At 42.0% G+C, this 22,417-nt stretch carries 24 protein-coding genes; 17 read left to right on the forward strand and 7 right to left on the reverse strand.

What is annotated here, in order from left to right:
• The 12 genes from J4N22_RS10415 to J4N22_RS10470 all read left to right on the forward strand — a co-directional run bounded on the left by J4N22_RS10415 (position 1) and on the right by J4N22_RS10470 (position 11,990).
• Positions 1-1,614 (forward strand): OstA-like protein, encoded by a 1,614-nt coding sequence (locus J4N22_RS10415; RefSeq protein ID WP_207493989.1) that lies wholly within the window; start codon positions 1-3, stop codon positions 1,612-1,614.
• A gap of 61 nt (positions 1,615-1,675) precedes the next feature.
• Positions 1,676-2,842 (forward strand): Na+/H+ antiporter NhaA, encoded by a 1,167-nt coding sequence (gene nhaA, locus J4N22_RS10420; protein WP_207493990.1) that lies wholly within the window; start codon positions 1,676-1,678, stop codon positions 2,840-2,842.
• Positions 2,843-2,974: 132 nt separating this feature from the next.
• Complete coding sequence (miaB, locus tag J4N22_RS10425; protein WP_207493992.1) at positions 2,975-4,396, forward strand: tRNA (N6-isopentenyl adenosine(37)-C2)-methylthiotransferase MiaB; 1,422 nt, start codon at positions 2,975-2,977, stop codon at positions 4,394-4,396.
• A gap of 42 nt (positions 4,397-4,438) precedes the next feature.
• A complete protein-coding gene (locus J4N22_RS10430) occupies positions 4,439-5,719 on the forward strand; it encodes a sigma-54 interaction domain-containing protein (RefSeq protein ID WP_207493993.1) in 1,281 nt (426 codons plus the stop codon).
• A gap of 23 nt (positions 5,720-5,742) precedes the next feature.
• Positions 5,743-6,303, forward strand: a complete 561-nt coding sequence (locus J4N22_RS10435) for an LptE family protein (protein ID WP_242692121.1) — start codon at positions 5,743-5,745, stop codon at positions 6,301-6,303.
• A gap of 19 nt (positions 6,304-6,322) precedes the next feature.
• Positions 6,323-8,050: a hypothetical protein gene (locus J4N22_RS10440; protein ID WP_207493994.1), complete on the forward strand. Its 1,728-nt coding sequence runs from the start codon at positions 6,323-6,325 to the stop codon at positions 8,048-8,050.
• Between the two features lies 1 nt (position 8,051).
• Entirely contained in the window at positions 8,052-8,423 is a 372-nt protein-coding gene (gene secG, locus J4N22_RS10445) for a preprotein translocase subunit SecG (protein WP_207493995.1), read from the forward strand.
• Positions 8,424-8,501: 78 nt separating this feature from the next.
• Positions 8,502-9,545 carry an endolytic transglycosylase MltG gene (mltG, locus tag J4N22_RS10450; RefSeq protein WP_207493996.1) on the forward strand — a complete coding sequence of 348 codons (1,044 nt, stop codon included), beginning with the start codon at positions 8,502-8,504 and terminating at the stop codon, positions 9,543-9,545.
• Positions 9,542-10,540, forward strand: a complete 999-nt coding sequence (locus J4N22_RS10455; protein WP_207493997.1) for a YhjD/YihY/BrkB family envelope integrity protein — start codon at positions 9,542-9,544, stop codon at positions 10,538-10,540. The genes mltG and J4N22_RS10455 overlap by 4 nt, the downstream gene beginning before the upstream one ends.
• Before the next feature lie 5 nt (positions 10,541-10,545).
• Positions 10,546-11,157, forward strand: coding sequence for a thioredoxin family protein (locus J4N22_RS10460; protein ID WP_207493998.1), 612 nt, complete (start codon positions 10,546-10,548; stop codon positions 11,155-11,157).
• Positions 11,158-11,337: 180 nt separating this feature from the next.
• Positions 11,338-11,721 carry an inorganic diphosphatase gene (locus J4N22_RS10465; protein ID WP_207494000.1) on the forward strand — a complete coding sequence of 128 codons (384 nt, stop codon included), beginning with the start codon at positions 11,338-11,340 and terminating at the stop codon, positions 11,719-11,721.
• 11 nt (positions 11,722-11,732) lie between these two features.
• Positions 11,733-11,990 carry a hypothetical protein gene (locus tag J4N22_RS10470; RefSeq protein ID WP_207494002.1) on the forward strand — a complete coding sequence of 86 codons (258 nt, stop codon included), beginning with the start codon at positions 11,733-11,735 and terminating at the stop codon, positions 11,988-11,990.
• A gap of 174 nt (positions 11,991-12,164) precedes the next feature.
• Here J4N22_RS10470 and J4N22_RS10475 read toward each other — a convergent pair whose 3' ends face one another.
• From J4N22_RS10475 to J4N22_RS10485, 3 genes are all read right to left on the reverse strand, one after another.
• A complete protein-coding gene (locus J4N22_RS10475) occupies positions 12,165-12,659 on the reverse strand; it encodes a redoxin domain-containing protein (RefSeq protein ID WP_207494004.1) in 495 nt (164 codons plus the stop codon).
• A gap of 11 nt (positions 12,660-12,670) precedes the next feature.
• A complete protein-coding gene (locus J4N22_RS10480; protein WP_207494007.1) occupies positions 12,671-13,279 on the reverse strand; it encodes a TrmH family RNA methyltransferase in 609 nt (202 codons plus the stop codon).
• Between the two features lie 76 nt (positions 13,280-13,355).
• Positions 13,356-13,955: a pseudouridine synthase gene (locus J4N22_RS10485; RefSeq protein ID WP_207494009.1), complete on the reverse strand. Its 600-nt coding sequence runs from the start codon at positions 13,953-13,955 to the stop codon at positions 13,356-13,358.
• Positions 13,956-14,064: 109 nt separating this feature from the next.
• Here J4N22_RS10485 and J4N22_RS10490 point away from each other — a divergent pair, with 109 nt between their 5' ends.
• The 3 genes from J4N22_RS10490 (at position 14,065) to J4N22_RS10500 (ending at position 16,970) form a co-directional block, all read left to right on the forward strand.
• Positions 14,065-15,348 (forward strand): NAD(P)/FAD-dependent oxidoreductase, encoded by a 1,284-nt coding sequence (locus J4N22_RS10490; RefSeq protein ID WP_207494011.1) that lies wholly within the window; start codon positions 14,065-14,067, stop codon positions 15,346-15,348.
• Between the two features lie 114 nt (positions 15,349-15,462).
• The gene (recF, locus tag J4N22_RS10495) at positions 15,463-16,548 is read left to right on the forward strand and encodes a DNA replication/repair protein RecF (RefSeq protein ID WP_207494014.1); all 1,086 of its coding nucleotides are present in this window, start codon (positions 15,463-15,465) and stop codon (positions 16,546-16,548) included.
• A gap of 140 nt (positions 16,549-16,688) precedes the next feature.
• Positions 16,689-16,970 (forward strand): DciA family protein, encoded by a 282-nt coding sequence (locus J4N22_RS10500; RefSeq protein WP_207494016.1) that lies wholly within the window; start codon positions 16,689-16,691, stop codon positions 16,968-16,970.
• Positions 16,971-17,024: 54 nt separating this feature from the next.
• Here the strand turns inward: J4N22_RS10500 and J4N22_RS10505 are convergent, their stop codons facing one another.
• Entirely contained in the window at positions 17,025-18,134 is a 1,110-nt protein-coding gene (locus J4N22_RS10505; RefSeq protein ID WP_207494018.1) for a BT_3928 family protein, read from the reverse strand.
• 182 nt (positions 18,135-18,316) lie between these two features.
• On the opposite strand from J4N22_RS10505, the gene folP reads away from it, so the two are divergent.
• Positions 18,317-19,090: a dihydropteroate synthase gene (gene folP, locus J4N22_RS10510; protein ID WP_242692123.1), complete on the forward strand. Its 774-nt coding sequence runs from the start codon at positions 18,317-18,319 to the stop codon at positions 19,088-19,090.
• A 292-nt stretch (positions 19,091-19,382) separates the two neighbouring features.
• Here the strand turns inward: folP and J4N22_RS10515 are convergent, their stop codons facing one another.
• Positions 19,383-20,360: an FKBP-type peptidyl-prolyl cis-trans isomerase gene (locus tag J4N22_RS10515; RefSeq protein ID WP_207494022.1), complete on the reverse strand. Its 978-nt coding sequence runs from the start codon at positions 20,358-20,360 to the stop codon at positions 19,383-19,385.
• Positions 20,361-20,362: 2 nt separating this feature from the next.
• Positions 20,363-21,370, reverse strand: a complete 1,008-nt coding sequence (locus J4N22_RS10520) for a DHH family phosphoesterase (RefSeq protein ID WP_207494024.1) — start codon at positions 21,368-21,370, stop codon at positions 20,363-20,365.
• 119 nt (positions 21,371-21,489) lie between these two features.
• Between J4N22_RS10520 and J4N22_RS10525 the strand changes: the two genes are divergently transcribed.
• The gene (locus J4N22_RS10525) at positions 21,490-21,906 is read left to right on the forward strand and encodes a nucleoside-diphosphate kinase (RefSeq protein WP_207494026.1); all 417 of its coding nucleotides are present in this window, start codon (positions 21,490-21,492) and stop codon (positions 21,904-21,906) included.
• Positions 21,907-22,128: 222 nt separating this feature from the next.
• Here J4N22_RS10525 and J4N22_RS10530 read toward each other — a convergent pair whose 3' ends face one another.
• Positions 22,129-22,407 carry a DUF4242 domain-containing protein gene (locus J4N22_RS10530; RefSeq protein ID WP_207494028.1) on the reverse strand — a complete coding sequence of 93 codons (279 nt, stop codon included), beginning with the start codon at positions 22,405-22,407 and terminating at the stop codon, positions 22,129-22,131.
• Positions 22,408-22,417: the final 10 nt, after the last annotated feature.

Genomic DNA, 22,417 nt, shown 5'->3' on the forward strand with positions numbered 1-22,417 from the left:
ATGCAAAAGAAGTTTGTCCCATTTTTCTTGTTCTTATTACTAGCAAGCTTTGCCAAAACCGGTTTGGCACAAGTACCTGGTGACACTACTCGTCGTATAGATATAATCATTGCTGATAGGTACAACTATCAAAAAGTAGAAGGTGTTGGCGATCTTATTTCATTAGCAGGCAATGTTCGTTTACGGCAAGGTAAAACCCTATTCTATTGCGATAGCGCTGTGGTTCACCAGGCGGCTAATACATTAGAAGCATTTGGCAATATCCACATTAATGATGCAGATAGCGTACACACTTACGCGCAATACTTAAAGTATTTTGGACAGACAAAACTGGCTGTTCTAAAAAACAAAGTTAGACTGACTGATGGCAAAGCCGTTTTAACTACCAATGACCTGGAGTACAATACGGCTACGCATATAGGTAATTATGTAAACGGAGGCCGCGTTGTAAACGGCAAAACGGTTCTTACCAGCACTGAAGCCGATTACTATGGCGAAACCCGGGATATCATTTTCCGGAAAAAAGTTGTACTTACTGATCCTTCTTACAAGGTAAATACTGACACCTTATTATATAATACATATACAGAGATTGCTCGTTTCCTTTCGCCTACTACCATTGTTACTGATGGACGCACTGTAAAAACTTCCGAAGGATATTACGATCTACGCAACAAAACAGCTGAATTTGGAAAGCGGCCGGTGGTTGATGACAAAGACTATAATATAACAGCAGATCGTTTGGCCTTTGACAATGCTTCAGGATTTAGTGATGCGCTGGGTAACGTGGTTTACAAAACAAAAGACACAGCCAACACATCTGTTATCCTGGCAAACCGCCTACAGGCAAACAATAAAACAGGTGCTGTGCTTGCTACGCAAAAGCCGCTAATGATCATCAAGCAAGGGCGCGACAGCATTTATATAGCAGCGGATACATTATATACTGCTAAACTTACCGACCTTGAGAAAGAGCGACCGGTACCTAATATTTTCGATAGCGCATTTGGTGTTAAACCTCCTGTTGTAAATACTAAAGACAGCAGCAACAACCGCTTTATCGAGGCGTATTATAATGTGCGCATATTTTCTGATAGTATGCAGGCTGTGGGCGATAGTATGTTCTACAGCTTTCGTGATTCTGCTTTCCGTTTATTCAAAAGCCCGGTAGTTTGGTCGCAGGAAAACCAGGTGACCGGCGATACAATTTATCTATACACCCACCAGCAAAAGCCACAGAAGTTTTTTGCTTTTGAAAATGCTATTGCTATTAGCAAGGCGCAAAAAGACCTGTTCAACCAGGTGAAAGGAACCACCATACAAGGTGATTTCAAAGAAGGTCGTATCGACTTTTTCAGCGCACGTGGCAGTGCAGAAAATATCTATTATGCTACCGATGAAGACAGTAGCTTTCTTGGCGTAAATCGCTCTACCAGCGATGTGATTGATGTTTATTTCAAAGATCAGAAACCGCACAAGGTGGTGCTGCGCAATAACCTACAAGGAACCATCTACCCTATGCGCCAGGTAAACCATGGTGAAATGCGTGTAAGAGGTTTTCAATGGTACGAAGACAGGCGTCCCAAAACTAAGTTCGAGTTATTTGGACAATGATGTTCAAACATTTAGGGGCTAAGGAAATTCTCTGTTACTTTGCACCCCAAATTATTGATGAATGTTTAGTGTACTTAAAAGACGATTTCTTAATCCATTATTTGAATTTTTCAACGACAGCCGGGCTATAGGAGTAGTATTACTTACCTGTACATTTATCTCTTTAATTATATCAAATCTACCAGACGGCGATACCTATTCAAACTTCTGGAATATAGAGTTCCACATTTTTGAAACACTTCACCTTCCCCACTCTCTTCTGCACTGGATAAATGACGGCCTGATGGCGGTGTTCTTTTTCCTGGTTGGAATGGAAATAAAACGCGAAATGGTAGAAGGCGAACTTTCGAGTTTCCGCCAGTCACTGCTGCCAATTACCGGTGCGCTCGGCGGAATGATAGCGCCGGCACTCATTTTCCTCCTGTTTACTTATGGCAGCGTGTACCAGGGCGGCTGGGGTATTCCTACAGCTACCGACATTGCCTTTTCACTCGGTATTGCTTCCTTACTAGGTAAGCGTGCACCTATAGGGCTAAAGATCTTTTTAACTGCGCTCGCAATCATTGATGATTTAGGTGCTATTCTGATAATTGCACTCTTTTATGGTGGCACTATTAATTTGTGGTTGTTACTAGCTTGTGTGGCTATTGTTATCATCATCTATTTCTTGAACAAACGGAGCAGGCACTTTGGTGTTATCCATATTTTACTTGGTCTGCTATTGTGGTATTGCATGTTCAATTCCGGCATCCATGCTACTGTAGCAGGTGTGATCTTCGCTTTCCTCGTACCGGTAAGACTGCTTACGCGCTACGAAAACAAGTTGCACCACCCAGTATACTTCCTGGTTATGCCGATTTTCGCATTAGCAAATACGGCTATCGTTATACCAGGCGGTGGCGTTGGAATATTGAATAGTGCACTTCCATGGGGTATTATGCTGGGCTTGTTCCTCGGAAAACCATTAGGCATTTTCCTTTCTACCTATATCCTAATAAAACTTAGGTTGGCGGATCTGCCAACTAACACCAACTTCTTCAAAATGGCTGGTGCAGGTATTCTTGCAGGAATAGGTTTCACGATGTCTATTTTCATTTCTACACTTGCTTTTGAAGACAAGCAGTTCCAGGATATTTCTAAAATAGCTGTACTAGTGGCTTCATTCGCTTCTATGATTGTAGGATACTTGTGGTTGTATTCTTCAAAGAAACCTGCAGAAGGACTATAGCTTTTACATCATCTGAATTATGAAAAGTGCTTCCTCAAAAGAAGTTGCTGCTAATTTTATGATTGTTTAGTTGCTGCCAAACTGTCACCACAGCTAATATTTACCTATTTTCGCAGCCTCAAATTTTTGTGGATGAAAACCCTTGAACTACAGGAAAAGACACATGACGAAGCAAGGCAGGGTGAGGCATTTGCACCCTTTGCAGAGGAGCCGAATGTTTTTAAGAAAAAGTTCTACATAGAAAGCTATGGCTGCGCAATGAATTTTTCAGATAGCGAAATTGTAGCTTCTTTATTATACAATGAAGGTTTTGGCGCAACGCAAAATGTAGAAGAAGCCGACCTGATCCTGCTCAATACATGCTCGATCCGTGAAAAAGCTGAACTGACCGTTCGTAAACGACTTACAGAATTTCGCAAACTGAAACTCGTGCGCCGAAGCATGCTGGTTGGTATGTTGGGTTGTATGGCAGAAAGGCTGAAAGGTAAACTGCTGGAAGAAGAAAAGCTTGTAGACCTGGTGGTTGGCCCTGATGCATACCGTTCGTTGCCACAACTTATTAAAGAAGCAGAGACAGGACAAAAAGGTGTGAACGTACTTCTTAGTCGCGATGAAACGTATGCTGACATTTCACCTGTTCGTTTAAATAGTAACGGCATCACTGCTTTTGTAAGCATTATGCGTGGGTGCAATAATATGTGCAGCTTTTGCGTGGTTCCGTTTACCCGCGGCCGCGAAAGAAGCCGCGATGCAGATAGTATCGTTAACGAGTGCCGAGATCTGTTTACCCAGGGCTTTAGGGAAGTGACATTACTTGGTCAAAACGTAGACAGCTACTATTGGATGGATGAGCAAAAAGACCTGACGATCACATTTGCAAAACTGCTGGAAATGGTGGCCTCTATAGATCCATTACTGCGCGTTCGCTTTAGCACTTCTCATCCAAAAGACATAACAGACGAGGTGTTGTTCACAATGGCTAAATACAACAACATCTGCAAATACATTCACCTGCCGGTACAGAGCGGTAGTACACGTGTTCTTCAACTGATGAACCGCACCTATACCCGCGAGTGGTATATGGCAAAGGTGGACAGGATCAAGGAGATCATGCCAGACTGCAGCATCAGCGCCGACATAATAGCTGGCTTCTGCACTGAAACAGAAGAAGATCACCAGGACACGCTCAGCATTATGGAGTATAGCAAGTACGACATGAGCTATATGTTCTTTTACAGCGAACGTCCGGGCACACTGGCTGCACGCCGCTTTACAGACGATGTCCCGCTTGATGTAAAGAAGAGACGACTGGATGAAATAGTGAAGCTGCAGAACCGCATGTCGCAACAAAGCAACCTCCTAGATATCGGGAAAACTTTTGAAGTACTGATAGAAGGTAATTCTAAAAAGAGTGACAGCGACTGGGCAGGCAGAACAAGCCAGAATAAAGTGCTTGTTTTTCCTAAAAACATTACTCCTTTAGCCAAAGGCGATTATGTACATGTAAAGGTAACTGCTGCAACAGGCGCTACCTTAATAGGTGAGATTGTATAAACGACCATGGTCGAACGATAACCACAAAATCCAGGATCATCAATGGATCTTCAATCAATAAAAAACAGGTTTGGGATTATAGGTAACAGCCCTGCTCTCAATCACGCACTTCATGTAGCTACGCAGGTAGCAAATACGGACCTGAGCGTGCTGATAGTAGGTGAAAGCGGTGTAGGTAAGGAAGTTTTTTCCCAGATCATCCATGCACTGTCAGCCCGCAAGCATAATCCTTTCATTGCTGTTAACTGTGGAGCGATTCCTGAAGGCACCATCGACTCGGAATTGTTTGGTCATGAAAAAGGATCTTTTACCGGAGCTGTAGACAGTCGTAAAGGATATTTTGAAACAGTAAATGGTGGAACTATTTTCCTGGATGAGATTGGTGAAATGCCCATAGGTACGCAAGCGCGACTGCTTCGTGTATTAGAAACCGGTGAATTTATTCGTGTGGGTTCTTCTAAAGTGCAGAAGACTGATGTACGAGTAATAGCTGCTACCAATCGCGATCTTTTAGAGTTTACACAGAATGGCCGCTTCCGCGAAGACCTATATTACAGGTTGAGTACAGTTCCTATCCGCGTACCTTCTTTACGCGACCGCCAGGAAGATATCCTGATCCTGTTTAGAAAGTTTGTAGTTGATTTTGCTGAGCGTTATAAAACCACACCTATTCAACTGGATGATGAAGCCAAAAACCTGTTAATCCGTTACCCGTGGAAGGGAAATGTACGGGAGTTGAAGAATATTGCAGAGCAGATGTCGGTGCTGAGTGTAGATAAACAAGTGACAGCACAACAACTAAAACAGTTCTTACCAGAAGCAAACAATATCAACCGGCTCCCCATGTTGGCCAACCAGCACAACAACAATAATGGTGGTGGTGCTGACTTTTCTAACGAAAGGGAAATTCTTTACAAGCTCTTCTTCGACATGAAGAAAGATGTAACTGAGCTAAAGAAGATGTTTGTTGAGATTGTACAAAATCCAAGTGCATTGAATGTTGCTACAGCCTATGCACGCGATATGATGCAGGAATATCATCACCAGCAGCCTCACCAGGAATATCAACCTGCGCATGCTGTTGCGCCATTGCACCCGCATCCGCACAATGCAATTGGACATGGGCAGCCGGTTTTTATTCACGATGATATCCATCATCACGAAGAGGTGGAAGAGTCACTGAACATCATGGATAAGGAAAAAGAGCTGATCATAAAAGCGCTGAAAAAACATAAAGGAAAAAGAAAAGATGCATCGGCTGATCTGGGTATAAGTGAAAGAACATTGTACAGGAAACTGAAAGAATACGACATTGATGAATAAGACCTCCACCCGCCCCTATTGATATGAAGATTGAAAACAAGTTTATAATAACAAAAACCACTAAGCGAGTAGCTGCTATACAACACATAATAGTTGTTATGCTGGTAGCGCTTGCAAGCATTTGTTTTTCATCATGTAATATCTATAGGTTCACGGATGTAGGCAGTATTCCTCCTGATGTTAAGACAGTAAAAATTGGTTTTATAGAAAACAGGGCGCGCTATGTAAACCCGCAGTTGAGTCCTCAACTTACTGACAGGCTACAACAAAAGATCACCAACCAAACGCGCCTTACCCGAACCAACAATGATGATGCGCATTACCTTATCAGCGGATTTATAGCTGAAGATTTTATTTCTACCGCAGGTATATCAAATCAAACAGCGGCAACCAACAGGCTTACCATTACTGTTCATATCACTTTCACCAATACACTTACTAATAAGACGGAAGAGTTTGATGTAACGCGCAACTTCGACTTCAATGCAAATCTTTCGCGAAACCAGGCAGAGCAAGGATTGCAGGATGAGATCATGCGTACGCTAACAGACGAAATTTTCAACCGTATTTTTTCCAATTGGTAGCTAGTTGTATTTTCACCGCATGAATCCTTCTTTAGATAAAGCACTCTATTATCTTACTGGTAATGGAAATATAGATGAAGTACCGGTAGAAAAACTAGAACAGCTAACACAGGATTATCCATTTTTTTCTGTAGGACATTTGCTGCTGGCAAAGCGGCTAAAAATGAAAGAAGACAAAGCTTTTCAAAAGCAGCTGCAGAAGGCTTCTATTTACATTAGCAATCCATACTGGCTGCACTACCAGCTGTTAAACTTCCCTCCTACCGACCTCCATATTTTAGCAGATGGCGAAACAACCGAAAACGTAAGTGCTAGTTACAATCAACCTGCTACAGAACAAACTGTTGAAGAAAACTCTACTACATCAATAGAATCTATTAGTTCTACAACTGAAAGTGCAAAAGAAGATTATGTGTTCCCAGAAGAAGGAAAAATTCCTAGTGAAGAAGCGGATCTAAATATAGGAACAGCTGAAGAGGACATAACCAGTACAGCAACAGAAACTACTGGCATATTTGAAGAGGAACCTGCATTTGATAATGAAACTTCAACAGGACACACAACAGTAGATATAGAACATGGTGATGAATTACAACACCAGGAAACAGCTGAAGAAGCCTCCCAACGGATCCACCAAGATCCAGCACCTATAAATAATGAAGGTTTAGATGAAAGTGATAGCGAGCCAGAACTCCAGGAGGAGCCAGATCAGATTACCAGACAGGAAAATGATGTTCCTATTACTACAGAATTCACACAAGAAGAAATAGAAGCTGCCAGTGAAATGGCCCATGAACACCTGGCTGAACCAGAACCTTTACCTGCCCAGGATGAAGAAGTTCCTATTACTACTGAATTTACACAAGATGAAATAGAGGCTGCCAGTGAACTGGCGCATGAACAGCTTGCTGATCCAGAACCTATACCTGCCCTGGATGAGGAAGTTCCTATTACGACAGAATTTACACAAGATGAAATAGAAGCTGCCAGTGAACTGGCGCATGAACACCTGGGGGAGCCTGGCCCGGTTGCCATGGAAGTTACAGAACCACCTTTCACCACTACAGGCGATGCTGCTACAGGGTTAGAAGAAAACCGGGTAACTACTCTTCCTATAGAACAAGAACCCGCTTTTAATGAGCCAACAACTTCGCAAGCAGAAGAAGAGCTGGCGGCACTTTCTCGCCCAGTTGATGAAACTACACTGGCATTCATTGAAGAAGTAGAAGAAGAAAATATAAATAAACCTGCTGAATCAACTTCCGCACTTGCACTGGTTGATGATGCACCTGATGAGCATGAACTGATGTTTCAGAATATAAAAGCTATGTTGGATGCTACTACAGACGAAGTAGCAAAGGGCGGAAATGATGCATTGATACCCATAGACCCCTACCATGCCATTGATTATTTTGCCAGCCAGGGCATTAAACTTGACCTGGAAGCAAACCCACAGGATAAATTAGGCAAGAAGCTGAGAAGGTTTACGCAGTGGCTTAAGCATATGAAAAAACTGGGACCTGAAGATGCTTTAGAGAATGAAGGAGAACCTGCTGATGCCGAAGTACAGCAAGATGCAGACACATCAAACACTGTGCGTGAAGTAGTTACAGAGGCTATGGCACAGGTTCTGGAAAAGCAGGGAAAGCATGAAAAAGCCATTCAATTATATACCAAATTAAGTTTTTTGAATCCCCACAAAAGCGCTTACTTTGCCGACAAAATAAAAAATCTAAAAGCAAGCTGAAATGACCCTACTGTTCCTTATCCTGATCGTATTATCGTGCTTCATTCTTGGTTTCATCATACTGGTTCAAAATCCTAAAGGCGGTGGTCTTGCTGGAAACATCGCTGGTATCAACAACCAGTTCATGGGTGTAAAACAAACCAACGATGTACTGGAAAAAGGTACATGGATCTTCGCTATCGTTATTGCTCTTTTGTGCCTGTTCTCTTCTTTCTTCATGTCTGGAAGCAGCAGCAACAATAACAACATCTTAAATAAGATCAATACATCACAAGGAGCTGCACCAGCACAGCAAACTCCTGCACAACCAGCACCTGCACCTGCGCAACAAGCTCCGGCTCAGCCAGCGCCTGCACAGCAGCAGCCTCAGTAGTAGATCAAAACATCTATATAATATTCAACCCTGTCTAAATTTTAGACAGGGTTTTTGTTTATTTTCAGCCTCATTATTATGAAGAAGATAATACTCTCACTGGTAGCATTAGCATTAGTAGCTGCAGCTATAATAGGTTGGCTTGTTGTTGGTTCTGCTACTTCATTCACGCAAAAGAAAAAATACCTGTACATAAACACAGGCAAGGCAGACAAAGCATCTGTTATGGCAACCATCAGGGACAGCAACCTGGTGAAGAACCCCGGTATATTCGAAGTGATCGCAAACCAGATGGATGTATGGGAAAAAGTAAAGCCAGGAAGGTACGAGATCAAAAAAGGCGAAAGCCTGCTGAATATTGCAAGAACATTACGCAACAATCGCCAATCGCCCGTAAACCTCGTTATCAATAAGATCAGGACAAAACAAGACCTGGCGCGCATCATAGGTAAGAACTTTGAAATTGATTCAGTAGATGTTATCAGCTATATGAATAATCCGGATAGTCTTGCAAAGCTTAATGTAGACGAGCACACGGTGATGACCGTAGTTATTCCAAATACCTATTCAATACAATGGACCACGCCAACCAATAAGATCTTCCAACGGTTAAAGAAAGAGCAGGAAACCTTTTGGAGCAAGAAGAACAGGCAAGAGAAAGCAGAACAACTAGGGCTTACACCAAAGCAGGTTTATATAATCGCATCCATAGTAGAAGAAGAAACCAATAAGCATGACGAAAAAGGGAATGTAGCCAGTGTTTACATCAACCGCATGCAGCAAGGCATGCCACTTGGAGCAGATCCTACCATCAAGTTCGCACTACAGGATTTTAGCCTGAAGCGTATTTACGAAAAGCACCTGCAGGTAGAGTCGCCGTACAATACCTACAGGAACCAGGGATTGCCTCCCGGACCAATTTGTACTCCATCTTCCACTACAATAGATGCTGTATTGGATGCACCTCGCACCAACTACTTGTTCTTTGTAGCGAAAAGTGATTTTTCCGGCTACCATACTTTCACCACCAATTATGCTGACCACCTGAAATATGCGAAAGAATACCAACGGGCACTTGATGAATTGATAGCAAAACGTCAGAAAGCAAACAGCGGCCTGTGAAGCGAATAGAGAAGATATTATTAAAGTCAAAACCTGTAGCTTTTATTGCGCATAAAAGCAAACAGCTTGTTTTGCCAGGCTTCCAAGGTGTCCCACTTTACGATGTTGGTTTATTCTTCTGGAAACAGATCAACAAGGTTGGATTGAATGAAAGAGCTTCAGCTATATCATTCAACTTCATAATGGCCATTCCTGCTGCCTGTATTGCTCTATTCACCCTTATTCCGTATCTACCCTTATCTGCAACCATCACATCAGAAATATTACGCCTAACGCGTGACCTTACTCCCAACCAGAGTACTTACATTTTTGTAAATAATTTCCTTGAGGATTTTCTAAACACGCCGCGTACCGGGCTGCTGTCTTTTGGCTTCATCCTAATGATATTTTATTCATCCAACGCTGTGCTTGGAATTATAAACACGTTCGATAAATCTATCTTTTATCACAAGCAAGAACTTGGATTTATCAGGGAAAGATGGAAGGCAATGAAGCTTACTGTGATCCTGATGGGAATGGTGGTAGGAATGGTATTGCTCCTTATTGGCCAGGGAATAGTCTTCGAGAAGATCGTTCAATGGCTAAATCTTTCAGGCTCGCAAATCTTGTTAGTGTTGGTACTAAGATGGTTGATCACCTTGTCATTATTTTTCTACGGCATCGCTTTCATCTACAAATACGCTCCTTCAGTTACCAAACGATGGAGAACATTTTCACCCGGAGCTATCCTTGCTACTTTTTTGACCATTGTTACCACCACTGCATTTTCATTTTGGGTGAACAACTTTGGAAACTATAACAAAGTTTATGGCTCAATAGGAACCGTAATGATCTTAATGTTGTTGATCTATTTGAACTCTCTCATCCTGCTTATAGGCTTTGAACTGAACGTAAGCATAACCTACCTGAAAGCCGAAGCGGAGGAACGGAAACAAAAAGAGTTGAGTGGTTTGATTGAGAAAGAAGTATTACCTAAATTGACAAAACAAAATTGATAAAAATGAAAAACTTGATCTTATCTGCTTGTATTGCCTTAATGGCGACAAGTGTAGTTGCACAAGAAAATATTCAGCCCATAGCAATAGGCACTACTATCCCGATGGCAACTACAAAGATGAAAGCCACAGATGGTAAACATTACTCGATAAGAGATGTAGCAGGCAAAGCTGGTGTGTTAGTAATGTTTAGTTGCAACACGTGTCCGTATGTGGTACGTTACCAGGAAAGAACGAGGGAGACAATCAAAGAAGCAAAAGAAAAAGGATTTGGCGTTATCATCATCAACAGTAATGAAGGCATGCGTTCTGATGAAGATTCGTACGAAGCGATGATGGCTTATGCAAACAACCAGGGTTATAAAAATGTACCTTATGTGGTAGATGAAAAGAGCAAACTGGCAAATGCTTTTGGCGCTACTCGTACTCCTGAATTATTCTTGTTTGATGCCACTGGCAAACTGGTTTATCATGGCGCTATCGATGATAATCATTTAGCTGATAAAGCGCAACGTAAGCATGCTAAACTAGCTATGGAAGAAGTACGTGCAGGCCACGATGTTTCGCTGAAAGAAACAAGATCTGTTGGTTGTACCATCAAAAGAACAAAAGGATAAAGAAAGAATTTGAAGTTTATATAAAGGAGAACCAAATGGTTCTCCTTTTTTGTTGGTTACGATTTCCCAAGACGTTACAGCTGTAATGAACTTGTTCTTCAATGTAGAACTATCACCTCATAGTAAGGAGATGAAACAGCTGTAACCCGCTACAGGTACGACTTTTGAAAGATTTATTATATGAAATTACCTGGTCCGTATACAGCTGGTACAGATGAAATACAAGCTGTAATTGAAACACCAAAGAACAGCAGGAACAAGTATGTTTACGATCATGAAACAGGTGGATTTCAATTGAAAAGATCTTTGCCAGCCGGGCTTGTTTTTCCATTTGATTTTGGCTTTGTACCATTCACGCTTGCTGAAGATGGTGACCCACTTGATATCATGGTGCTTACAGATGCTCCTACTTTTCCAGGCTGCATCGTAAAGTGCAGGATAATTGGAGTAATTAAAGTGGAACAAGAGAAGAAAGGCGAGAATGTAAGAAATGACCGCATCATTGGTGTTCATACACAATCAAGGTTATTTCATTCAGTAAATTCCTGGAAGAAACCAGAATAAAAGATTGAGCAATGAGCAGGACACTGGGACCAGAACTTGAGAAGAAATTGCAGAAGAAATATGAACCATCAACAATGGTTGACATGAGGTTTCGAAACAACGATATCTCATTTAAAACAGATGACGAAGGAAACCCTATTCTACTTTTTATTGGTAAAAGAAACGACCAGGGAGTAGTAAAAGGTGAAAGATATGCACGTCGATTAAAATCGGATAGCGAAGGAAATATAATTAAAGATCATTGGGAGTTAAAAGGTAAAGCCACATAACTATGGAAAACAATCATTCAATAGCAGGGTACAACGGATCAAATTTTTCGTTGAAAACATTAGCCTTTACAGAGCCGCAGGTAAGATCAATGGACCTGCCAACTTATTTACCGTATAGTTATACTTGTAGTAGCTATCCGACAATAACAAGGGTGACCTATAAAAATTAACCGCTTACTTCACCAACTTTTCCAGCTCCAATTCAAATCTTGGTTCTGGTATCTGGTGATTGAAAAGCTGGTAATATTTTTTGCTGTTATTGATAAATATAGATGCAGGAATTGCACCTGTCCATTTAGGATCTATTAAAGGAATGAAATAATCTGCATTGGTCTCGTTCAGAAAAACGACCTCGCTCTTGTACTTCTTGTTCTGAACAAAAGTGGTGAGTTGTTTAGGATAAGCCTCAGGAAAATCTAAACTTACCAGCAGCAGTTTTACTGGAACTTTTGATTTTGCAACGCCTTCTTCAAACCAGGGTATCTCTCGTATACAAGGGCCACACCACGAAGCCCAAAAGTTTACGATCAGCGGACCTGACGTGGTATCCATGATTGTTCGTAGCTCCTTTACAGATACTTTTTGAATACTTGTTTTTGCTGCATCTGTTTTTTGAGCACTTAGTGCTACAGTTACAAACAACCCAATTGCCAATAATGTTGCTCTCATAAAATGTTTTTTTAAGCTTCGCTTGCAGGAATGTCCTCTTCTTTGAAGCCCCATTCAGTATATAAACTATTAAGTACTTCCTGTGGCAGTGACGCCTGCTGGTAATGACCTGCTAATGTTTTTTGCCTGTAAGCCTCGTATATAGAAACTGCACACGCAACAGAAATGTTCAGGCTTTGAATGATACCAACTTGCGGAATAACAAAATTACCATCAGCCATCGCCCTTATCTCTTCACTTACACCATGCTTTTCATTTCCAAAAACAAGTGCTACACTACATGTAAAATCTATATCATATAAACTTACGGAATCGCTGCCGAGGTGGGTTGTTAAGATTTTGTCATAGCGCTTCCTCAATTCATCCATACATTCCTGCGCATCCGTGTACTGGTGAATGGTCAGCCATTTACTGGCAGTACTACTGCTTCTAAATCCCCAGGTTCTATGAGGAGGGATCTTGTTGTTAAGAATAAATATGTCCTGTATTCCAACCGAATCGCATGTACGCATAACTGCTGAAACATTATGCGGATCAAATACATTTTCTAAAACTACAGTCAGGTTTGTTTGTCGTCTATTAAGTACACTCAACAGTTTCTCTCGTCTTTCATTGGTCATGCCGCAAAGGTCTTGGTCAATGTTTTACATCCCAAAAAAGTTTTTCTTGCGATGGTACTAAATAATAAACCAGCGCCTACTCTTCCAGTTTCAATAGCCTGAAGAAATCTTCTTCATTCAACTCTCTTACACCTCCGGGTGGCAAATCACCTAGTTCAATATCTTCAATTGCAACCCTGATAAGGCGGCAGCATTTATGACCTACAGCAGCCACCATTTTTCTTACCTGGTGGTATTTTCCTTCCACCATTGTTATCATCAGCCATGAGCGCTGTACATACAGTGTTTCATTGAAGGTGGAATGGATGAACTTGTACGGTTCATCCACAATCTCTACTTCAGCAGGAATAGTTGTATAGTACTCACCTCCCTTAATCTGAATACTAACTCCATCTCGCAGGTTTTGTACTGTTTCTTCCGACACAACATGCATTACCTGCACCAGGTATTTGCGTGTATGCGGTACTGTTCCCTGGAAAAGCTTTTTGGTTATTGCTTTATTTGTTGTTAGCAACAACAACCCTTCAGAGTGATTATCTAATCTTCCAATAGCATGTGTACCCGCAGGAAAATTGAAGTTTATATCTCCCAGCAACACTACATCATGTGAGCTCACAAACTGCGATACCATGTTGTATGGTTTGTGAAGTACAAAGTATCGGTGAGAGTGATCCATAGTGAATGAAGTACTTGCAAAAAAATGGAACCAGCAACTTTTTACATAGAGTGTCCAGAAGTACCAATGCAACAAAAAAATCCAATGCACCTGATAAGGAAAGTGAAACATGAATATTCACTTGCCTCACCTTATCTTCAACGCACATATCTCCTGCAATACACGCATGTTACAGCCAACCATCCAAACCAAAGTATGCATCATAGGTGCAGGACCTGCGGGCGCTACTACTTCGTTGTTTTTATCTAAAAAGAATATCAGGCATATAATAGTAGATGCCGCATCTTTTCCTCGAGATAAGGTTTGTGGAGACGCTATAGATCTAAAGGTGATGAGGGTACTGAATCAACTTGATCCTAACATTGTACAGAACGAGATAATACAGAACAACCATTTTACTAATTCGTGGGGAGCAAGCGTGATCATTTCAAAGAAGAAACAGCTGCATTTCGATATTGATAAACAAGATGGTTCGCTGCCATTCTTCTTGGTGAGCAAACGTGCTTATTTCGACAACTTCCTGGTCTCGAAGCTCGATCCTGTTTATGCAGACTTCATGCAAGGAACTGCAGTTAAATCTATAAGACGAGAGAACAACAAATGGATCATTACAGCTATTCGAAATAATGAGCCACTTACCATCAAAGCCGATATGATTGTTGGTGCCGATGGAGATCATTCTACAGTACTACGTTGTTTGGGGGAGCGTAAGATTGATCGTGCTCATTATGCAGGTGCACTAAGGCAGTATTGGAAAGGCATCAGCGGGTTCAATGAACAGAACAGGATGGAAGTTTACCTTCCCAAGTCTTTGCCACTGGCTTACCTGTGGATCTTTCCATTAGCTAACGACGAGGCTAATGTTGGCTGTGGCCTTGTAAGTGATCTTATCAAAAAGAATTCAATTGATCTAAAGAAGTTGTTTCATCAACTCATCACTGAAGATCCGGCCATCGCACACCGCTTTGCTGGAGCCACTCCTTTAGAAAAACCTATTGGTTGGGGATTGCCTTTCGCATCGCAACAAAGGAATGTGTATGGTGACGGCTATTTGTTAGTTGGTGATGCTGCTTCGCTTGTTTGCCCTACCACCGGTGAAGGCATAGGACCAGGCATGATTTCGGGTTTAATAGCTGCGGAATTTATAGCAAGAGCAATAGAGCATGATCGCTTTGACAAAAGCATTTTTACAAACTATGACCGTGAGATCTACAAGCGGCTGCGAAGCGATGTAAGGAAATACAAACTGGTAAAAAAGCTTTCTCCTATGCTTTACAATAGCGTGATCAAGATATGGGCAAGTACAGGAGTATCTGGTTATCTTTTTAAACTAGGTGCAAAGAAGTGGATGAGAACCGCAAGCAAACCCATTGAAGTAGATATGGATGATTAAGCACGCGCCAGCACTTGCGCAGCTGTCCTTAACATGTAATAGAGCCTTCTACTATTTAGGCCATACAAGTAGGTGAAGCCCTTATCTACTCAGCATTTCTTCTATCTTGCATCCATGCTCCGGCTACAGAAGATTTCTATCATACAATTCAAAAATTATCTTTCGGCATCTTACAATTTTTCCGAACGTGTAGTGGGCATTCACGGCAATAACGGCCTGGGCAAAACCAACCTGCTCGATGCCATTTATTACCTCTGTTTTACCAAAAGCTATTTCACTAAATCAGAATCAGCTAATGTGCATCATGGCATGCAGGGACTACGGGTGGAAGGAAATTTTGTAAAGCATGACCAACAAGAAAAGGTGGTTTGCATTGTCAGGGAAAACAATAAGAAAGAGATCAGCCGCAACGGCGAAGACTATAAAAAATTCAGCAACCATATCGGGCAGTTCCCGGCTGTTATTATTGCCCCTGATGATGTAGAGCTGGTGATAGGCAACAGCGACATACGACGCAAATTTTTAGATACTTTACTAAGCCAGCTCGACCCAAACTACCTGCAGTGGCTGATAGACTATAACAAGATCTTACAGCAACGAAATAGCCTGCTTAAATCATCCGCGGAAAAAGGCTACCTGGATGAAGGACTGCTGGAGATACTGAACGATCAACTGGTGCAACCGGGCACCATCATCTATAACAAAAGAAAGGAATTCCTAAGCCGGTTTCTTCCGGCTGTTGCTGATGCATACCAGCAGATCGCTGGTGTTTCAGAACCTGTCCGTTTTACCTACTACAGCCCGTTGCACGAAGACAATTTTGCCAACCTGCTGAATATCTTTCGGCAGAAGGACATGCTGCTGCAACGCACTACGCTGGGTATTCATAAAGATGATATAGAGATTGAAATGCATGGAAAGAATTTTAAAAATATTGCCTCGCAGGGACAACGTAAAAGCCTGCTGTTCGCATTGAAGCTTACGGAATTCCTGGAATTAAAGCATGCAAAAGGCTTCGCTCCGCTCCTGCTGCTGGATGATGTATTTGAGAAACTCGACGCTGATCGTATGAACAACCTGCTTTACCGCGTTTGCGTTGAGAACGACGGACAAGTATTCATTACCGATACCCACCGCGAAAGACTGCAGCTGGCGCTACAACAACTACAGGTGCCTTTCCAGTTGATTGGGTTGGAGTAAACTGGTTGTTGGTTTCTTGTTTCTGGTTTATTGTTTCTGGTTTCTTGTTTCTGGTTTCACTCATCACTTTTCACTCTCCGTATCAAATGCTACTTTTCCACAACTTCCTTAACTACACCAGGTGGTTGTACCTTAGCTGTATGTCTGAAATGTCTATTGGTGAAGCACTAAGAGTTTTCCTGGAAAAGAGCAGGATGAAGCCGCGCATACAAGCGCTGCAAATAGAAGCGCTATGGGAAAAACTTATGGGAAAAACCATTGCACGCTACACAGATAAGATACAAATTGTGAACGGCACACTATTCATACGCACTAATGTAGGTCCGCTCCGCAACGAACTCATTTACCAAAAGAAAGAGATCATTGAAAGAGTGAATGAAGCACTGGGAGATAAAGTAATCAAGGAGGTAGTGGTTAACTAACTAAACAGTTACACCACATCTCATACCTGATACCTCATACTTCATACCTAAAATTCACTTCAGCATCTCCACTACCTTCTCATAATTAGAATTCGCAAATTTTCCTTTCACAAATGCTCCGTCCATTACAAAATAGGTTGGGTTAACACGCGCTGCTGTTTTGATGATGGTGGCATCGCCCATGACGATGTGGATGTTGTCAACATTGTACAACTGCGACTGCACCTGTGTTACCGTAGCCGTAACTATATACATAGGAATGCCTTTAGCCGCAGCCGCTTTTGCTACCACACTGGCATGTTCTATCCAATTTTTACCGGCAGTACCAGCGTCTTTTACAAACAACATTATATACTGTCCTTGCTGGTTAAGAATAGAATCTGTTATATCACCACCTTGTGTATTTCGTAAAACAAAATCTGCAATGGCAGCCTGGCCCGTTGCCGGTCTTACCAGCTTTTGTATCCTGTCTACATACTCGTACTTCTCTTCGTCAAAATCCTCCGGAAAGTTGTTCATGTCGAAGACCAAATCTTTGCCGTCTTTCCTGTATTTAAAACTAATGGCAAAGCTATCTGGCAATGCACCTTCCGGCGTTTTCATTTGTTCCTGCAAGTTGTTGCCGATCTTATAAGGCAGGCAATCCACAACAGGTAAATATGTTAGCACATACCATTGCCCTACAATGCAAAAAGCTATTGAAAGAAATATTAGAAAATTATTTGTGATAGCAGGCAGTACCGGCTTTACCAGCTGGTGTTTTACAAGGATGATCACTATGAGCACCAACAGGAAAATGTCTTTCCAAAATGATTGAGTGGGCGAAAGTGGCAGGCAATCGCCGAAGCAACCACAGGTTTTTATTTTACCCGAAAACAATGCATAACCGGTAAGAAAAGTGAAAAAGATAATGAGAATAAGCAGCAGCCAGCTAAACAGCCGCATACGCCACCCAAGCAATACAGCTACACCGGCTACTATCTCAAATCCATTCATCAGCACCGATAACATGAGCGTATAGTCATTTAAGCCATGCAGCCCCCACACCTCGAAAAATTCCTGCATCTTATAGCTTAAACCAAGTGGATCGTTTGCCTTTACCAATCCCGAAAAAATGAATAATACGCCTACTAATATCCTGCTGATGTTTACTAATAATTTCATTTTACTGATGTGTTATTTCCCTCGGTTACAATAGTCGGACATAAGCCTTACAAACCAGGAACAAGAGACCTGAAACTGGTTTTTCAAAGTATCTTGCCGGCAGCACCAAAAATAAATGAAAGGCATCAATGTACACGCTCAATTGTAACGGCAGGCTGTTGACCATAGATCAACCTATTGTCATGGGTATTTTAAATGTTACTCCCGATTCTTTTTACAGTGGCAGCAGGCATCAGCACGAAGAGACCGTTGTACAAAAGGCGGAACAAATGCTGGCTGACGGTGCTACCATTATAGATATTGGTGGCCAGAGCACACGTCCCGGCGCAGAATATTTACCAGCTAGTGAAGAAGCAGCAAGAGTATTACCGGCTATTGAAGCAGTCTCAAAAGCACTACCACAGGCTTTTATTTCAATAGATACTTTTTATGCTGCCGTAGCAAAACAAGCAGCAGAAGCAGGTGCATGCATTGTGAACGACATTAGCAGTGGCAGCCTCGACAGCACAATGGTAGACACGGTGGCAAACTTGAATGTTCCTTACATTATTATGCATATGCAGGGTACACCACAAACGATGCAGCAAAATCCTATTTATGAAAACGTGACACTAGAAGTTATGGATTACCTAATGGGCAAAGCAGAAGAATGCAGGCTGGCAGGGATCAAAGACATCATCATCGATCTCGGGTTTGGGTTTGGAAAAACGATTGCGCACAACTTTACGTTGCTAAAGCAGCTCAAGGTTTTCGAAGTACTGAAAAAACCCATACTGGCCGGACTGTCACGAAAAGGAACCATCTATAAAACATTAAGTACTACTGCAGAAGAAGCCCTAAATGGAACAACAGTATTAAACACAATTGCTTTGCTAAATGGCGCCAGCATCCTTCGTGTGCACGATGTGAAAGAAGCGGCAGAAGCGATAAAACTTATAGAAGCATATCAAAAATAGAATGCTGTTAGCAGCTAGTCCTTCTATGCGCCCTACTGATCCTATTTCCCTATGTGTTCACAGACTCTCTCAAAAGCAAAACAGCCACAACTAATGCTGTGGCTGTTCGTATAATGATGCAGGATGAATGGTTTAATGAATACCTCAAACTTATAGAAGCTAAACTGAAAACGAAACAATCAAGCCCTCCTCTATGCGCCCTACTGATCCTATGTCCCTATGCGTTCACATATTCTCTCAAAAAAAACAGCCACAACTAATGCTGTGGCTGTCTTTATAACTGGGAAAACAATTAGTTCCCTCTCTGTCCTTGTTGTTGTTGCTGCTGTTGCTGTTGTTGTTGCATCAAACGCTGCAGATCTTCCATGCTCATCTGGTTTGGATCTTGCTGCTGAGGTGCAGGATTGGTATTGATATCAAGTACCTCTACCTCAAACTTCAATGCTGCATATGGAGGAATTTCAGGAGCCTGGCCGGGAGGGCCATAAGCCAATAAAGATGGGATGTACAAAGTACCTTTTCCACCCTTAGCAAATTTCTGTAGTCCTTCTTCCCATCCACGGATAACACGGCCCTGGCCAAGCACAAACTTGATTGGATCTGTATGACCAAAAGTTGTATCAACATTTGAGTCGAACTTCTTTCCATTCTCCACTAACGAACCAGTGTAGTTTACACTTATTTCATTGCCGGCTGTAGCTGTAGCGCCCTGGCCTTTTTCTTTGATCTCTACAAAAACACCATTCTCAGTTCTTTCAGCTTTAATGTTATTCTTCTTCAGGTAAGCTTCTAGTTGAGCTATCTCACGCTGCTTAAAACTTTCCATTTCTTTCTGCTGGTCAGCCACTTGCTCTTGCTCATTTGCAATCACTTTTAAAATGCGCAGAGTAGTTGTCATCTGCTGGCCCTTCTTCAGTACATCATTGTATTGAGCCAATCCAAGTTTCACCAGCGTATCTACTTGAGCTACTGTTACCAAACTATCACCTACTGAAGCAAACTTCAGCACTTCGTTAAAGTCGTGCGACTTCTTTTGAGTGGTATCTATTTTTAGGTACACAGGCATGCTGCCATAAGTAGTGAATAGTGTAGAGTCTTTTGGAGAGATCTTCACCATACCATTGATCTTGATGATCTGGCCATGCTTCAGCTTTTCGCCTTTACCATCTTTGATGATCTTATAAGCCAAACCAGTCTCTGTTTTTTCATAACTGGTGTTGCACGAAGCCATGGCAATGGCAAGTGCTGCAAATGCAAGAATTTTCTTCATGTTTATTGTAATTGATCGTGGTATTGTTTTATCACCACCTTAAATTTCTTAACTGTATTCTCCAATGTGTCACTACTTCTGCCACCGGCAGCGTTGAAGTGACCACCACCTTCGAAGTGCATGCGGGCAAAAGTATTTACGTCAAAGTCGCCTTTGCTTCTAAAGCTCCATTTGCGTTCTTCGTCGCGGTCAATAACCAGTGCACCAAACTTGATACCCTGGATGCTCAGCAGTTGGTTAACCAATCCTTCGGTATCACCTGTTTTTATATGAAAACGTAACAGGTCTCCCTTAGAAATAGACATAACTGCTGTATTGTATTCATACATTACCTCCAGCCTGTTTAGCAGCACATGACCTGTAAAACGCAGCCTGTTTTCCAGGAAACTATCATAGATATTTTCGTGGATAACGGTATGGTTCAGGCCCAAATCTTTTAGATGCGCCACCATCCGATGAACATTGGCAGAGGCAGCGGGAAAACGAAAAGAACCTGTATCGGTCATTACACCTGTATACAGGCACGATGCTACATCATGATTTATCTTATCAGCATGACCGCTATCTACAATGAAGTCGTACACCATTTCGCAGGTACTGCTTTTGGTGGTATCGCTGATGCCAAAATGGAAAGCGGCTTCCTGTGGCTGCTGGTGATGATCGATCAGAATCTTGGTTGCTTTCATTTGCTCCAGGTGCGGCTCCAGGTGCTTGGTTCTGTGCAGCACGTTGAAGTCAAGACAGAACAATAGATCAGCTTCTGCTATTTTTTCAAGCGCAACTTCCCGGTAGGATTCAAAATCTACAACATGCTCCGTTCCCGGCATCCACTGTAGAAACTGAGCCCAGTTGGTAGGCGAGATTACTGTTACGGTATGTCCCAGCTGGATAAGCAAATGGTAAAGCCCTAAAGAAGAACCCATTGCATCACCATCAGGCTTTTGGTGCGTGGTTATAACAACTTTCTTAGGAGACAGAAGTTGCGGATAAAATTCTTGAACAGGTTGCATACGAAGGCGGCAAAAATCCTGTATTTGCACTACACACGCAAAAGAATTTTCCAGCCACAACAAATTTGCTTGCTTAGTAGCCTGCTTATCCTACTTTTGCCGCCCAAACAATCAATGGTATGAGTAACAGAACTTTCACTATGATCAAGCCTGATGCTACCTCTAAAGGTCATACAGGTGCTATTTTAGACCAGATCATAAAAGCAGGCTTTTCTATAAAGGCAATGAAATGGACAAAGCTAACCCAGGAGCAAGCGGGTGAATTTTATGCAGTTCACAAAGAGCGTCCTTTTTACAGAGAGCTGGTGCAGTTTATGAGCAGCGGACCAATAGTAGCTGCCATTCTTGAGAAAGAAAACGCAGTAGCTGATTTCCGCACACTTATTGGCGCTACCAATCCTGCCCAGGCAGAAGAAGGTACCATCCGTAAAAACTTTGCTTCGTCAGTAGGAGAAAATGCTGTTCACGGAAGTGATAGCGATGAGAACGCTGCTATTGAAGGAAACTTCTTCTTCAGCGGCTTAGAAAGGTTTTAATCAAAAAGATTTTCTATATAAAGCCTGCACCTGGTGCAGGCTTTTTTTGTGGGTACCAGCGGCATATCACCTGGCAACATCGTTGCGTCGCACTCTTTTACCTTTGATAACTCTTTTCAGCCGAAAAGGTGCATGTACTCACCTGCTTACACAGAAGGCGGTAAAAAAAATGCTATGACAACTAAGCCATAGCACTTCTTTAAATCCCCAAAAACAAACCTTTTAAGCCAGTTCAGCAGTAGCAGGCGAAATCACATTAGCTACTTCATGAATACTATTAGCTGGAAATCCACCCTGCCGGGCATGCTCCAGGATCATTTCCTCGTTTGGTGCGTTGTAAATACAATAGATCTTATTCCCGGTAACATAGCTTTGCTCCCACCTTATTTCAGGGCCAAGCTCGTTCAGCACATTACAGGAAGTTTTGGATATTCCTTTCAGCTGATCATTTGTAAGATCACCTGCACCAGGAATCTCTCTTTCAATTACATACTTAGGCATAGCAATAATT

It is taken from the genome of Aridibaculum aurantiacum, assembly GCF_017355875.1.
Classification (GTDB): Bacteria; Bacteroidota; Bacteroidia; order Chitinophagales; family Chitinophagaceae; genus Segetibacter; species Segetibacter aurantiacus.